This is a genomic window from Kribbella sp. NPDC055110, assembly GCF_053607525.1.
The window spans coordinates 312,629-328,846 of sequence record NZ_JBSGTS010000007.1; the positions used below are offsets into that span (position 1 = coordinate 312,629).

Below are 16,218 nucleotides of genomic sequence, written 5' to 3' on the forward strand. Positions count from 1 at the left end.
GGGTTCTGACCCCTTGTGGCCAAGGGCTGACCGCGATCGCCGTCCGAACAGACCCTGTACCCATGGAACCGTCGGAGCTCAGACTCGGCCAGGAACTGGCCGCGCTCGGCCTGCACAACGAGCTCGAACGCTCGCTGTCCGCGATGAACGCCGTCCAGGCCGAGCTCGAGGCCGTCACCGCGACCGCGGTCTCGCGCGACCGGCTGATCAAGGTCACGATCGGCGCCCACGGCGACGTCCGGGAACTCGAGCTCGACCCGGACGTCTTCCGCACCCAGGACCCACAGGGTCTCGCGGCCGCGATCCTCGCCACGCTGTCCGCGGCCAGTACGACGATGGCCGGCAAACTCGCCGCGCGGTACGCCGACCTGGTGGAGCGCCTGTCATGACCGAGGTGAATCTGCCGGACGTGTACAGCGCTGCCGAGAAGCTCCTGCGGATCGGGGTGGACGGCGGTACGGCGCTCACCCAGGCGCTGAGCGCGATCACCCCAGGCGGGGTCGATGCGGCCTGCGGCGGCGACGAGACCGGTCGCGCGATCTTCGAGGGATTCACCGCCCGGGCGGCCGGCCTGATCGACGCCGGCACTGCGCTCCGGGAGAGCCTGACGAACATCTCGGACAGCATCTCGGCAGCAGCCAACCTGGTCCAGCAGGTCGACGGACACAACGCGGACGCGCTCCGCGCCGCCGACCTCGGCCTGCAGGCCAACGGCAGGCCACTGCCACGCGCCGCGGCGACTCCGGGCGGCTGACGTGGGCTTCTGGCATCCGGTCGTCGAGTTCCTCGGCGCGATCGTCGGTGTCGACCCCGACGACTGGCCGGGGGGCGACGAGGACGCTATCCGCGACTACGCGCGGCGGTACGACGCGATCGCGACCGAACTGCGCACGACCGTCGCCACCGGGTGCCGCGAGGGGTCGGCCGCGATCGGCGCGGCCTGGAACGGCGAAGCCGGCCGGGCGCTGTCCGCGCAGGTCCTGGCCTATGGAACCGACAAGGAGTTCGGCGGCGCCGAGTCGATCGCGGACATGGCCGCCGACCTCGCGCAGTACCTGCGGGACCAGGCCGACACCATTGCCCGCGCCAAGGCGATGATCATCGCCCAGATCGTGGTCGGTGTGCTGATGTTCGCGATCCCGGCGGGCAAGGCACTCTCCCCGTTGATGCGGCAGGCCTTCCGCCAGGCGCTGAAGAAGTTCATCCACAACCGGGCGCGGGCTGTCCTGAAGGAGGCGGTCTCCGCACTCGCGGCGCGGGCCAAGAACGCGCTGACGATGACCCCGGCCAAGTTCTTCCGCGGGGCGGCGCTCGCCGGCGTCGGCGCCGGCGTCTACGGCCTGGCACCGAACACGGCCGCCCAGACGTACGGCGTACTCACCGGGCAGTCGGGCCGCACCACACCGGACGGCGGGCACGCGGACGGCTGGGACTGGGACGAGACCAAGAAGTACGCCGCGATCGCCGCGGTGGCGACTCCGATCGCGATCGCGACCGGTGTCGGGATGGCCAAGCTCGGCGGCGTCGCGACCCGGAACGTGAGCGCGCTGACCGGCCGCGTGCCGCGGTTCGTCGGCCGGCGGGTCGCGGGCGCCGTGACCATGGGTCTGAGCATGCCGGCGGCCAACTACGCCGTCACCCGCGAGACGCCCACGTTCGAAGACGTCTGGAAGGCCGGGGTGATGGGCGCGGCGGTCCCGGGCGGCGGCTCCCACGGGCCGGCCGCCGGGGTGCCGAAAGGTGACCCGGTGGAGGTCGCGCCGGTCCGCAACCATTCGACGATCGGTGGCGCGGACCACCCGCCACCCGACCCGCCGCAGACAGCCGTCAAACCCGGCCTTTCGGAATCTCAGGCAACAGCCGACGCGCCCGCTGCCGCGGACGTCACTGCATCAAGCCAGACCGCGAACACACACAGCACCAGTGCGGAGTCCCGCACGGAAGCGGGCGCAGCCACCAACCTCAACAGCGTCCAGCCCGCTGCCGGTGTCATCGCGCCGGAAGCCCGCTCCGCAGCTCGAGCCGCCACGACCGATACGCCAACCTCGACCCCGAAAACCGCAACCACCGAACAGCACGCCAAGTTGGCCACCGAGGAGAAGCCCCCCGCCCCGGCGAAGGCAGCCACACCCGACAAACCCCCATCCGGCCCCGACAAGCCTCTGACACCCGGCCAAGACGTCGCAGCCCACAACCCAACCGACAAACCGGCCGGCGCCGACAAGCCAGCCGGTGGAGACAAGCCGACTGCTGCTGACAGGCCGGGTACCGCGGAGAAGCAGGTCGTTCCGGCAACGGGTGCGAACGTCGCCCACGCGCCCGAAGCCCCAGCACACCCAGGCGACCACCCAGCCGGCAAAACCCCTACACCCGAAGCCGCACCGTCCGGTTCGCGGGCGGCTGCGGCTGAGGTGCGGGACTGGTCTCACGGGCGTGAGCACCAGGACGAGGTACAGCGCCGGGAAGCCGAGGCGACCAAGGCACACGACGAACATCAGCGTGCGGTGGATGCCCGGGAGCAGAGCCCGTCGGTCAAGGAGACGGAGGTCGCGGCCAAGCAGGCGGATAAGGAGCTGAAGGCCGCCGAGCGTGCGCTCGAGAAGCACGAGGCCAAGTACGGGAGGCTCGACGACAGCGCTCGCGCACCCGACCTCCGCGAACGACTGAGCGATGCCGAGACGAAGCACAGCGCCGCACACCAGGAGTGGAGTGCGGCCAAGCACGCCGAGGCGGAGGTGGGAAACACCAAGGTCGCGGCCGAGGCCCGGCGGATCTCGTATCTGACGGCGAAGCTGGACTACGCGATGTCGCGGCTGAGCCCGGCCGAGATCCGCCAACTCGGTGAGGGAAAGGTCGACGTCCTCAAGGAAGCGCTCCCGGAGAACGTGAGCCGGGAGGAGGCGCTGCAGCTCGCGATCCACGAGATGATCCACCGGACCGAGGACGGCTGGGGCTTCGCGCTGAAGTGGACCCAGCTGCAGGCAGAGCTCGCCCTGCGCGACGACCTCCTCGTCCAGATGATGACCGGCGAAGGAAAGACGGCGGTCGCCGCCGTCGCCCTCGGCATGATCGCGGCCGACCGCCCGGTGCATTTCATGACCTCGAACCGGAGCCTCTCCGCGCAGGCCTACACGAAGTTCCGCAAGGTCCTCGAACCACTCGGGTACGACGTCATCCACGTCGATCCCGCCGTACGGTATCCGAAGACCCGCGGCCGGACCGTGTACGTCGGTGACGTCGCCGCGTTCGGGTGGAGCATGGGCCGCGGCCATCGGGTCCCGGGCAAGGACGTCATCGTCGACGAGGTCGATGCCGTCGCGGTCGAACTCGCGGCGCAGACCTATACCCACAGCTCCGGCGCTGCCGGCAAGGCGTCGGCGAAGACCGAAGCCGAGGTGATGCTGGCGAAGCGGGCTCTGGACAGCGGCAAGTTCGACCACGCCGACCTCGGGCTGACGACCGACGGTGAGCCGGTCAACGGCGTACGGCCGAAGCTCACCGCCGAGGGACGGCAGAAGCTCGCCGAACTGACCGGCGTCGAGCCGACATCGCGCGGGTTCGCGAAGCAGGTCAGGCGGTTGGAGAACGCGGCGCAGGCGCACTGGGGACTGCACGAGGGCCGCGACTACATCCGCGCGTCGATCGACGGCAAAGAGACAATCCTGATCGTCAGCAAGCACTCGGGTGAGCCGCTGGTCGATCGGGAGACCCTGCTCGAGCAGCGCTGGACCGACGTCGCCCAGGCGCTCGAGGCGCGCCACGGCCTGGAGGTGCGGGCCGACCCGTCGCACACCAACGCGGTCAAGACCAAGGAACTGCTCGACAGCTACGACCACGTGAGCGGGATGTCGGGTACGGCGAAGGACGCCGAGCGCGCGATCCGCGACCTGTACGGCGAGGACAAGGTCGGCCGGGTCGTCGAGATCGACAGGTTCAACGATCCGAAGCTGGACGTGCGGGCACCGCAGCACTTCGCGACCGTGGAGGAGAAGTACCAGGCCATCGTCGATCAGGCGATCGCGGACCTGGCCAGGGACGGGGACCTGGCGACCGGCCGTCCGCAGGCTATCGTCGTCGAACACAACGACGAGGTCGCGCTGGTCGAACGTCTCCTGACCGAACGCCTCGAGCACCACCAGCTGCCCGCCGACCGGATCCGGATCCAGAAGGTCGACGCGGAGCGGATGGCAGGCTTCATCGCCGACCGCACGTTCGACGCGAAGATGGACTCGATCTGGAAGCAGGCCGGCGAACCGGGCACGATCACCATCGGGAACAAGGTGCTCGGCCGCGGTATCGACATCGAGGTGCACCCGGACGCGTTCACGTACCGCGACCGGCCCGACGCCAACGCCCAGGTGTTCACGGTCAAGAGTCGCGGCGGTCAGGAGGCCGCCGCCGGCGGGCTGGCGGTCCGCGTCGGCTTCCACGATGCCGAGTCGCCCCGCGGCACGATCCAGGCCCTGAACCGGGCCGGCCGTCAGGGCGCACCCGGCGAGGCCTCCCTGTACGCGTCCCACCAGGACGAACTCTTCCGCCGCCGGCCGAGCGCCCTGGAAGCCGCCGTCGCGTACCACGACGCACCCACCACGGCAGCCCACAACGAAGCCCTCCGCGCCTACACCGACGCAGCCGTCGCGCACGCAAAAGCCACCGCTCTGGGCGAAACCACCGACACCTTGAAGGCAGCGACCGAAGCCCTCAGGAACGCAGAGCGGGCACTACCGGCCGCCGACTACTCCGCCGCAATCGAAACCGCCCAAGTCGCAGCCCAGCAGGCCACCCTCACATCCCTCGGCGTAACCCACACAACCGCAACCCCGCACGAGAACAACGCCCGTACGGCGGACCACCCGGACGACACGTCCCGCAGCCGCCGCGTCCGCGAACAACCCGGCGAGCCCGAGGAGCCCGGCGTACCGGCGTACCGCCAACTGTCGGACGCCGGTCAAACAGAAGTCGCAGCGATCATCGCCACCGTGACCGCGAACGATCCGGTCCGGCTGGAAGGTCTTCGGCCGCTGCTCGAGAGTCCGTGGCTGCGGGCGCTCGATCCGGAGAGCCTGCTGCGGGAGATCCGGAGCTGGGAAGGGCTGAGCTATCCGGAGGTGTTCAGCAAGAGCGTCGTGTCCGGCGCCGCGATCGCCGCGGCACCGGTTCCGGCGCCGATCGCGCGGCCGTCGCAGGACTTCGCCGACGCGACGGACTTCGGCGTACGCGAGCGCTTGCCCGACCGGTTGAGCAGTGCCGGCAAGGCCGGGCGCCTGGCAACGGAAGCTCCACACTCGGGCGCCTACCGGATGACCGGCCCGGACGGCCGCGACTGGGTTGTCAAGCTCTATGCCGAGAACGAGTTCAACAAGGAGCGAGCGCAGTCCGAGCTCGACGGCCTCTACGGCGCCTACCTGACCGGCTTCGGGCCCACGCCGTACGGGCTGGTCCGCGTCACGGTCGACAACCAGCGGCACGTCGGTGTCGGGATGGCCCCGGTCGCCGGCGGCCTGATCGAGGCGGAGGAACGGGACGCCGGAGCGGAGGCGATCCGCGAGGCCGCGCACTGGCGGTCCCGGGTGACCTTCCGGACCGCGCATCAGCTCGACCTCTTCGGCCGGGCGCTGCTGGCCGCGGGCTACTCGTTCCGTCGTGACCTGGAGTACTTCGTCGACGACGCCGGCAACTTCCGGCTGATCGACCTGGCCGGTGTCGAACCGTTGCCCGATGACCCGTTCTACCGGGAGTTCTGGATCGGGCGGCATCACGAAATCATCGCCGATCGTCGGACAACGCTGCTCGCCGCAGCCGTCGAGAACGGGGTCGCCCAGGACCAGGCGGCGGCTCAGGACGATGCGGCGGCTCAGGACGAGGCGGCGGTTCAGGGCGGGGCTGCGGCGCCGGATCCCGCCGTTGCGGAGGCGTTTCGGGGGCTCCCGGCGTACCGCAGTCTCACGGCCGACCAGCAGCGCCGGATCGTCGCGATCGTCGCAGCCGTCACCGAGAATGACGCAGTACTGCTCGACGGCCTCAGCCCGCTGCTCGAGAGCCCCGGGCTCCAGGCCCTCGACGCCGATGGCCTGCTGGCGGAGATCGGGAGCTGGAAGGGTCTCGAGTACGCAGACGTGTTCGGCAAGGGACCCGAGTTCGACGTGGCCGTGCCCGGATCGCCACAGCTTCCGCACGGTCTGCCGAGGCACTCGAAGAACTGGGGCGAAGCGACCGATCTGAAGGTGCTGCCGACAACGGTCCAACGGTTGAGCAGCGGCGGATCGGCCGGGTCCGTCGCGACGCTCGGTGAGCACTCCGGAGTCTTCCTGATCGACGGCCCCGACGGCCGGAAATGGGCCGTGAAGCTCTGGCCCGCCGGACGTTACCACCAACAGATCATGGACGAGTTCGACGGCCAGTACGGCGCGGCGCTGACCGGGTACGGGCCCGCGCCGTACGGACTGGTCAAGGCAACGATCGGCGGCCGCGAATACGTCGGTGTCGCGATGGAGCCGGTGCCGGGCGGTTTCATCACCGCGAGCAGCCCCGACCCGGCGGCGATCGCGGAAACCGACAGGTGGCGCGCGGCCGTCACCTTCGACACCGTTCGGCAGCTCGACGAGTACCTGCACCGCCTGCTGCAGGTGGGCTATCACGTCCGCCTCGATCTCCAGTGTTTGGTCGACGGCACGGGAAATCTGCACCCGATCGACTTCGAGTTCGTCCGCAAGCTCCCGGTGGACCCCGCAGCCCGCGCAACCGCGATCCAGGAGCACGGCATGGGGTCGTTCGTCGCCCGCGGGGTGCGGGACCGCCTCCTCGCGGCGGCCGTCGAGAACGCCCGCCATACGGAGCCCGGTCGCGCCCGGCTGCACCAGGGGTCATCGGCCGGGATGACCGTCGAGGCGACGGAGCCGGTGGTGCAGACCGTGCGGCGGCGGATGCGGTTGCCCCGCGGGCTTTCAGTGCGGTTCGTCGTCGGCGCGGACAGTCCCACGCTGGTCCGCGAGTACGGGATCGAACCGCCGGACGGCACGCGCCCAGCGTACATCCGGATGGAGAACGGGGTCGGCGTCGTCTACCTGTCCGCCTACGATCACCTGTCGGCCAAGGACGTCGAGGCGTCCGTCTGGCACGAGGTCATCGGGCACTACGGCTGGCGCCTGTTCAGCCCGGAGACCCGCAGCAAGATTCTCGCCGAGGTCCACGAGCTGCGCGTCCTCGATCCGGAACTCTCGGCGAAGATCAACGAGCTGTACGCCGACCAGCCGACGGAAGTCCGCGACGAGGAGTTCCTCGCCGTCCTGGCCGAGGACGGCCTCCCGCCGCGCCTTCTCCAGGCCTGGAACGGCCTGTTGTCCACCCGCCTCGGCGATGCCTTCGCCCGGATCGGTGCCATTAGCAACGAAGCGCTGGAACAGGCGCGGCGCGAGCACCAGCTCGAGCCGCTGTACAAGATCCTCCGCACCCTCCTCCGCGCCGTCCGCCAGAACCGGCCGGTGTACGACGCATCGGCCGTCGGCAACGAAGCGTCCCGCGATCGCCGTGTCCATCGGGATCAGCCGCGTGGTGGAGTGGGCAGTATCCATCGCAGTGACTTCCGCGGTGACGGTCGCCGTACGCCGAATGCTGCCGCCGTCTGGGCAGCTGTCGAATACGCGCTGCCGCGAATGGCCGCAGCCGTCGCGACGGTTCGCGATGATGTACGGGCGATTGCGCTCGACGCGAACCGGATCACGATCACGCTGTGGGGTGGGGCGGAGCTCACCGCCGAACTGAAGGTGGCCGGCGACTTCACCAACGCGGGGCCGGTCCGCTGGAAGCGCACTGCCGAGTCGATGCACTGGGCCCGGATCACCCTGTCCCCGCAGACACGGGACGAGGTCGTCGGACGAGCGCTCGCCGACGCGCTCACGAGCATGCTGTCGGCGCACGGCGGCGCGACGGCGGCTGAACAGGAGCAGGCCGGCCGGTACGCCGAGGTGGGCTACCTGGTCGACCGAGTGGAACAGGGCGAGGCGCCGTACCACCATCGCAAGGAACTCCGGCTCCTCCTGCGGCACCTGGACAAGCTGGGAGGCCAGGTCCCGCCCGGCCTGGAGCATCGAGTTAGAACAGTGCTGCGGCAAGGCGGCCAGCGGGCGATGGCCCGGGTGGACGAGGTGGAAGACGGCTGGACCGACCCGGCCGCGTTCCGTCCGTCCCGGCTGCCGGCACTCGATGCCAGTCAGCCGATCGCGCCTGATCCGGCCGTGGATCGCTTTGTGCACAGGCTTTTCCAGCACTTCGCCAAACAGCCAGAGGTGTCACCCGAGCAGGGCAACTCCGTCAGCCGCCTGACTGTACTGCGCGAACAACCGATGCTGCGGCAGTTCGTCAACTGGCACGGGGTGCAGGCCGCCGCAGAACTGGGCAGGCTCGATGCGGACCAGTTCGCGGCCCGGATCAACGCGTCCGACCAGCAGTCCGTCGCGGCGGCGTTCGCGCGACTCCGCAGCCTGCTGCAACAACGTGAGACCGGGCCGCAACGCCGTACAGCCACCAGGCAGTTCTCTGAATTGGCCAACGCGCTCGGCGTGGTCGCCCACGACGACCTGCGGTCGGCCCTTCCCCACGACCTCGCGGCCGCGGTCGCCGACTTGGAACCGAGCCTGCTGCAGCGGGTCAACCAGCCGAAGTCGCTCCCAGGCCTGCGCGCCGACCTGATGTTCGGGTTCCTTGAGACCGTCCCGGCCGGTGCCGCGTCTGCCGCCGTACTCGCCGGCAGCGGCCGGGTCGGGCTCGCCGCAGCGGTCCTAGCAGGCGCCGTGGTCGCCGCACCGGTGCGCACCGTCGTCAACCGGTACGTCGAAGCGCGCGAGGAAGAGGTGAAGTCGGACCGACGGAACTACCGCCGCGCCCTCGACGAGCAGGCGCGCGAGCCTCAACGAGCCGAGCTCACCAACGCGGTACGTACCGCCTACCAGCGAATCCTGGCGCCCGCTCGACGACCCGTACCGCGTGCGGACCTGGCTGCTCCCGAAACCAAGGCACCGGCACTCATCAGCCCGTGGTGGACCTTCCCGCTGCGCAGCTCGATCCCGGTCGCGGCGGCGGCGATCCCGATGGCAGTGGCTGTCCCGCCTCTCGTCATCGGCGCCACGATCGGCCTGGCCGTCGCGGTCGTCGGCTCCGCGCAGTACTGGTTCGCACGCCACCAGGCCACCCTCGACGACGAACGACGTACCCGCGACTACGAGTGGCGTAGCTGGCGTCAGCTGGTCGACGAACTCCGAAGTACTGCCGACTACCTCGTCCGGTTGGAGACCCTCGGCAACCAACTCGGCAACCCGAGCGCGACCGTGCCCGCCTTCGACTTCGAGGCGCCGACGGATCACACGGGGCGTGGCGTGATCCCCGCCAGGAGGTACTTCGCTGCGCGTGAGTTGCTCCTCGGCGTCATACCGATGGCGCACCGCATCACCAGCGTCTACGTGCAGCAACAGCTCGCCTCCTCGACCGCCGCCGTACTGGAGGCACTCGCCCGCTTCGGGGCGATCGGCGCCGTCTCCGGGATGGTCGAGGCCTTCCACGCCGAGGCGAACCGGCACGCGTTCGACCGCCGTATGCACAATTGGCTGGAGCTGCTGCGCGTCGAGGTGCAGGCGCGGTCCGACGAGATCAACGAACCGGTCCTTGCCCAGCTGGATCAGCTGCTGACTGCGGAACCCCAACGAACGCTGGCGATTCCGGCGCTCCCGCCGTGGTCTCCGGTCCTGCACTCCGACCGCGAGGCCACCACGGACCGCCGCTGGTACGCCGTCGGCGCCGCGGCGATCGCCGGCTCAGGAGTCGGCGTGGCGGCCTGGATGGTGCACAGCTTCCACCTGGATCCGCTGTACATCTGGCAGGCCGCGGCGGCCAGTGCGTTCCAGCCGGTCAGCTTCTACGCGAAATACCTGCGCCGCCGGATGCGGGTCAAGGCCGACATCGCCGAACGGGACCGCGGCGCCGAGAAGCGGGCCGCCGACGAGCTCGACCGCGAGCGCGCGAAGGCCGCCGACGCGGCGCACGAGGTCGGCCGCCTCGAGGACGCCGTCGCCGGCAAGGCACTGCGAACCAGGCCGGAGCCGACCACCGAACTCGGACTGTTCATCGCGTCCGAGCGCCGCGACGACCACGCCTCCGCCGAACTCAGCCGCCTGCTGTCACGCTTGGCCGACCTGGACGCGGAGCGGCAACGCCTCCTGAAGCGGTACGACGATGGCGAACCGACCGAGCTGCACGAGCTCACCGAGGTGCTGGTCGCGATCTCGGCCACGCTCTCGCAGTACGCCGACGCGCTGCACAAGCTCGGTGTCGACCCGCACATCCGGCTCGCCGGCCCGCAGGATCGCCCGCTCAGCGACTCGGTACTGCACCACGACCCGGTCCACGCCCGGAACCTCCGTGACCGCACCTGGGCGCCCGGCCTGCACCACAAGCCGAGCGTTCTGGCGGAGGATGCGGCCCTGATCGCCGCCAGGATCCAGCTGTCTCTCGGCGACCGCTACGGCCCGTTCTCGCTCCCGCAGATCAGGTCTCACGCGGCCACCGGCAAGCTCCTGGTCGACATTGCCGCCGACGTGGTGTCGGATGCAGAACGACGCCGTACGCCGGCCCGCTCCGCCGCCGGTCGCGCCCTCGCGGCTCGGGTCGAGTTCCACCGCAGCCTGACCGCCGACCAGGCCCGAGCCGTCCCGGCGCGACTGCTCCAGCAGGAACAGATCCCGCTCGACTGGCCGACGTACGCCCGAATGCGGTTCAACGCCATTCACCGTCAGCAGGCCGAGCTGACCACCCGAGCCGCTGCCCGCACCCAGAGCGCGACAACGACCGAGGCGGAGGCGGCCGCGATGGACGACGACGCGAAGGCGAAGGGTGAACTGGCCAAGGCGGCCAGGCACACCGCGATCGCAGCGGCCTGTACGACGGCTGCGCGACAGGCCGATCAGGCGCTCCAAGCCTGGCAGGCGTATCGCGCTCAGCCGACTGCGGAGACGCTGCAGACTGCCAGGGACCAAGATGTCCTGTATGAGCAGCGGCGGGCGGAGAGTTTGCCGTCGAAGGATGTCCTGCAGACGGCCACGGTCTCCGGTCAGCTGCCGCACCTGACCGCGCTGACCAACCAGCTCAACGAAGCATTGGCCCAGCAAAACAAGACGTTCCGCTTCACCCCGGAGCTGCTGCACCGCACCCTGCGAGCGGAGACCCGCCGGCTGCTGTCGCCCAGCGGACTGGTCCTGACCGTGGGCAACGATCCACGAGCGGACGTGACCGAGCTGACCCAGTTCGAGCTCACCCTCGATCCGAACGAGCTTCAGGAGGTCCTGGACCACCCGGTGCTCATCGAGGAGGCACAGCTCGGCCAGTTGGTGCAGGGTGGTTACAGCGTCGGTACGACCGCGACCCAGGCGTTCGGCGTCAACGGCGGTCTGAAGCTCGCGCCCTTGCTGTCGGCGCTGCCGGACACGAACCCATTGAAGGTCGCGGCGCTGGTCTCGCCGACTATCGAGTACTCGAAGAACGTCGGTCTGAGCGTCACGGGCGGCGCGACGGAGTACGGGCTGCCGGGCGCGGTCGAGGTCATCCAGGGCGAGATCCACCGCTTCCGCTCGTCGCGCCCCAGGTGGTCGTGGCGGATGCGGACGTCCGCCGTCGAATCGTGGTCCGAGCGTCACGTGGTCGCGGGCGGTGCGAAGGAGGACACCGCGACCCTCGAGCTCGGAATCAGCCACGCGTACGCGGTCGGCGCGCCCACGGAAACCGCGAGAATCTCGTCGGACGAACGCCGTACCGACCTGCCGGAACACGTCGCCACCCGGGTCGACGGCCTCAGCAAGCTGGCCGATGAGGCGATTGCGGGCCTCAGGCAACGACTCGGTTCGCTCGACCGGGTCGGGCACGACCAGCTCCGTGGCCTGCTCACCGAGGACGCGCCGGGCCGGCTCGCCGAGGCGACCCGTCCGGGCGGTCTCACCCGGATCATCACCAGCGGCGGTCGCGTGGTCGCGTACGCGCAACTCGAAACGGTCGCGGTGTGGGAAGAGGCGACCTTGCTCGGTGACAGCTCGAAGGACCACAAGGTCGAGCGGCTACGGGTGGGCTTCTCGGGTACGTCGGGCGGTCAGACGTTCTCGGCCGGCAACTCGTACTCGGTGGCAGCGGGATACAACGGCACGGCAACGCAGGATCTGGGTACGTGGTCCTGGGACCTCGGACCGGGTGGAAAGGCCGGCCTGAGCACAGGACACGACACGTCGGTGAACACCGGCGACACGGCGATCCATCCGAGCGTGCAACGCATGCAGCCGACCGTCGGCGTGAAGCTGCGCCTGGAGCACACCCTCACCATCCGTCGCGTCGACCGGGTCGGCGAGTTCACGCTGACGACCGCGGGTGATGCCGTACTTCGAATGCCCGAGAACGACGCGTACCGGTACGGAGTCCCGGTCCCGTCGGCGGCCATCGTCCTCGACCAGGACGGACAACCACGGTACGACGCGGACGGGCGGCAACTGCTGCGCGGCGACCCGCAGCCGACCGACGAAGACATCCAGCTCCCGGTGTGGATGCACAGGGGCTTCCGGGACGGATCGTCCCAGAAGCAAGAGGGCGCGTTGCCGATCCGCGGTGCGGGACCGGCGCTTGTGCAGGAGCTCAGCGGCGCCGACGAGGCTCTGCAGCAGTTCCTCGAGCATCTGTCCGCGAAGGGCCTGATCCCGAACGGCGAACTCGGCGGCAAGGACCCGGCGCTGGCAGCGAGCCAGCTCGCGAACCTCGAACGCGTCAGTCAGCAACTGGCCCGGCACCGCCTGGAGACCGGCTACGATCAGGCCGCGCAGGAAGGCATCGTGCTCCGTCTCGACCGGCACCGCACCGGGTTCCCTCCGCAGCAGCACAGCTACCGGATCAGTCTCCGGTCGTACACCGGCGAGGCCAGGTTCCTCGGGCTCTCCACCGGCGAGACCGTGGTCAACCTCGACATCGGCTCGAACACGACCAGTCGCTCCGGCGGATCGTCCAGAAGCCTTCCCTGGCAGGCCAAACTCGGCTTCAGCGACAAGCCTGAAATTGGCCAAGAGGGGTCGACGCCGGAGATCACGCCGAGCTACGGACGCTCCTCTTTCGGCCGGTTCATCAGCTGGGCCACCGGAAGTACGGTGAACCGCGTCTCGCTGACCGAGAGCACCGCGCCGGTCGCGGTCTTCGACGTATCGCACACCATCGTCATCACCGAGGTGGGTCAGGAGTCGAACCCGATCGCCACCGTCGACGGCAGTGCCCGGCTCTCGATCGACAGCGAGTTCTGCCGCCGTGGTGACGCCGAACCGACGCTGTCGAAGGAGGGCGAGATCGACCCGTTCTTGTTGCGTTCAGCAACCTTCCAGGCGATTGACGTCGGCGACCTGGTAGGGCGGCTCACCGCCAAGCTGCCGGAGCTCGCTCGCGGCGACAGCTCCGCGCTGCACCACCTGAGCGCCTTCCTGAACCCGCGCAACCTGGCGGCGCGTCCCGAGTTGCTCACAGCGCCGTACCGCACGAACCTGCTGATCACCCCCGCGCCGTCGAACGTCGGCCAGGCGCTCGCGCAGCGCGGCGTGACCACCGGCCGGGCGCGGCTGGCGGTCACCACGACGCTGCTGAACCTCAGGTACGTCGGCTCCGGGCATCCCGTGATCGGCGAGATCAACCTGACCCTCGGCAGCTCGACGCTCACCACCGGAACCTCGTCCAGCGGGACCGGAGGCGTCGGTGGCGGCGACGGCGCGGTCGAGACGGACGGGTCGTCGTACGGCGGATCGCTCAGCGGGAGCCGTTCGAAGGACAAGTCGGCGAGTAGTACCGAGACGCAGATCGGTGGCGTGGAACGGCTCGCGATCCGTGACGGCGAGCACTACCAGTTCTGGGCCGACCTGGGAGTTGTCGCGGAGCTGCACGCGATCGGCGCCGAGCCGCGCGCGGCCGAGGTACGCAGCGGCGCGGTCATGCTGACACTGCCGGAACGGGACGCGCTCTGGCTGTACGGAATGCGCAAACTCGACCTCCCCGCCGAGAAGGTGAACGAGGCCGTCGAACGTCTGCTCAAGGGCAAACTGGACCTCCCGCCGCGGACCGTACAGGCGCTCGGCCGCAGGCAGACGGACGCCGTTCAGCGCGAACGGTTGGCAGCGCTGCTGCAAGAGACGGTCTCGCGCATGCGCACGAACTGGTGGCTGAACTGGATTCAGCTGCACCGGGCAGGGCTGGTCTCTTTGCTCGACGCCGCGATGCCGACGGCGAAGGAGCTGATCGAGCGCGGGACGAAGGTGCGGCTACCGGACTACTACGACACGACGATGGGCGCCGCGGTGATCGACGTCATGTCTCTGCGGGACCCGGACGGCAACGAAACCGATCTGTACCGCGAAGCACTCGCCGCCTTCGAAGACAGTGCACCGGAAGCGCTCGACGACCCGGTGCTGGCAAGCGGCCTGCGCGGGGACCTCGCCGGGCGGCGTGGAGAGGGGCATATCGACAACGTGCTCAGCGAAAGCGGGTTTGTGACCGAGTACCCGACCGGCGACGGTCGGCAGGAAAGGCTGCGAACGAAGCTGGAGTACGTCGGGCCGATCACGATCGACGGCGTACCGGATGCCGGCGGCAAGCAGAATGCCTCCATCATCTTCCACACCTACGACTACCACGAGCAGGGCAGCAGCGTCACCGGCGCCACGACGTACACCCCTCAGGTCGGCGGCGCACTCGGCGAAGGCGGATCGGGTACGGCGGGGGTCGCGACGGATCTCGGTACGTCGACGACCGCGTCGAGCACCGAGCAGAACACCCGGATGACACGCGCCCTGTGGAACCGGACCATACGCGTGACCCGCGGCTTCCGGATGACGCTGCAGGTCAACGAGTCCGAGCCTCGCATCCTGACCGGTGAGCTGACGCTGCTCGTCCCCGCGTCGGTGGTGAACGCGCCGACGCCACAGGCCGCCGACCAGGGCAAGGTCACGCTCCCGCGCGGGACGGTCGTCGAAGGGACGATCGCGCGCAAGCTGTTCAAGACCGTGTACGCACGGCTCGGGACGCCGGACATGCTCACGGAGGAAGGCGTTCGCGTCCACCGGACCGCGTTGGAGAACATGCTGTCCGCCGCGACGCGACTGGCCGCGTTCGAGCGGATCGCCTCGCCGGAGGGCCACACGATGGTGCAGTTGCCGGTACCTGGTCGGCGATCGCGACTGGTCGCGGTGCAGGTCCGCGCCAAGTTGTCGAACCTGCAGTTGGTGGCGGAGGGCGACGCGCAACTCGGCCAGATCGACCGGCAGCAACGGATCACGCAGCTCACGACGAAGAGCAACCGAATGCTGCCGGCCGCCCGGTCGGTGAGTGGGTCGAACCCGGCCGGGATCCAGGTGGCCCTGTCCAACGGCGAGCAGGTCAGCGAGAAGGTCTCGGACAGCACCGGCAACCGCAACGAGACGACGATGAACGAACGCGGCCAGGTCGTCACGGTCAAGGTCGACGTCGAGTACCACCTGAGCTACGAGGACCGCCGCGTCGACCGGAACGGCGGCTTCCAGGTCGCGGCGAAGGACACCGGCTCCACGCACGGAACGGCGTACCTGACGATGTTCCGCCACGAATACAATGCCCTCCGCGGCAAACCCTCCACACCGCCGCCCCCGACAGTTGCCAAAGGCAACCCCCACACCGCCGGCAGCATCCCACCCCCAAACCCCGCGGGAGGCAACTAGAGGCGCCGCGCTGAGGAACCCTACCCACCTAAAGCAACAAGCAGAACTCCCCAGGCTCCCCAGCCCTCCGCCCGCGCCCAACCACCGCCCACGCGAGGGGCGATCCGGTCCTCCGTTCCGATGTGTGAGGTGTTGGCGGCGGCATCCGGGGACCCGAGACAGCCCGCGGAGGCCCGGAACCGAACATGTCCCGTCTCCGCCCACCGACCCCTGTCCCCAGTCCCCACCGCACCACCACGCCACTCGCCCGCACCGCAGGCACTGCACGCACCGCAGGCACCGGACCCGGCCTGCACCGTCCGGTCCGTGCCACCGGCCGCCGCCGGGCGGACGCGACGAGACCCCCGCACACGAGGGGATATCCGATGGTGTTGTGGGGCGGGCTCAAGGGGTGATTGCAACGCCTTCTGGTTGAAGGGGTGTTGTGATGGGTGGTCGTCCTCGGTTTCCGGTGGAGTGGGAGTACGGGTTC

General features: G+C 69.6%; 3 protein-coding genes. All 3 read left to right on the top strand.

Translation table 11 applies throughout. The annotated features are described in order from the left end of the window. Positions 1-62 precede the first annotated feature (62 nt). Genes ACWF0M_RS14355 through ACWF0M_RS14365 form a run of 3 tightly spaced genes read left to right on the top strand, consistent with a single transcriptional unit; the run spans position 63 to position 15,746 of the window. Positions 63-389 (top strand): YbaB/EbfC family nucleoid-associated protein, encoded by a 327-nt coding sequence (locus ACWF0M_RS14355; RefSeq protein ID WP_452236092.1) that lies wholly within the window; start codon positions 63-65, stop codon positions 387-389. After that, positions 386-754 carry a hypothetical protein gene (locus tag ACWF0M_RS14360; RefSeq protein WP_452236093.1) on the top strand — a complete coding sequence of 123 codons (369 nt, stop codon included), beginning with the start codon at positions 386-388 and terminating at the stop codon, positions 752-754. The genes ACWF0M_RS14355 and ACWF0M_RS14360 overlap by 4 nt, the downstream gene beginning before the upstream one ends. A gap of 1 nt (position 755) precedes the next feature. Then, on the top strand, positions 756-15,746 hold the full coding sequence (locus ACWF0M_RS14365) for a WXG100-like domain-containing protein (RefSeq protein ID WP_452236094.1): 14,991 nt from the start codon (positions 756-758) through the stop codon (positions 15,744-15,746). Positions 15,747-16,218: the final 472 nt, after the last annotated feature.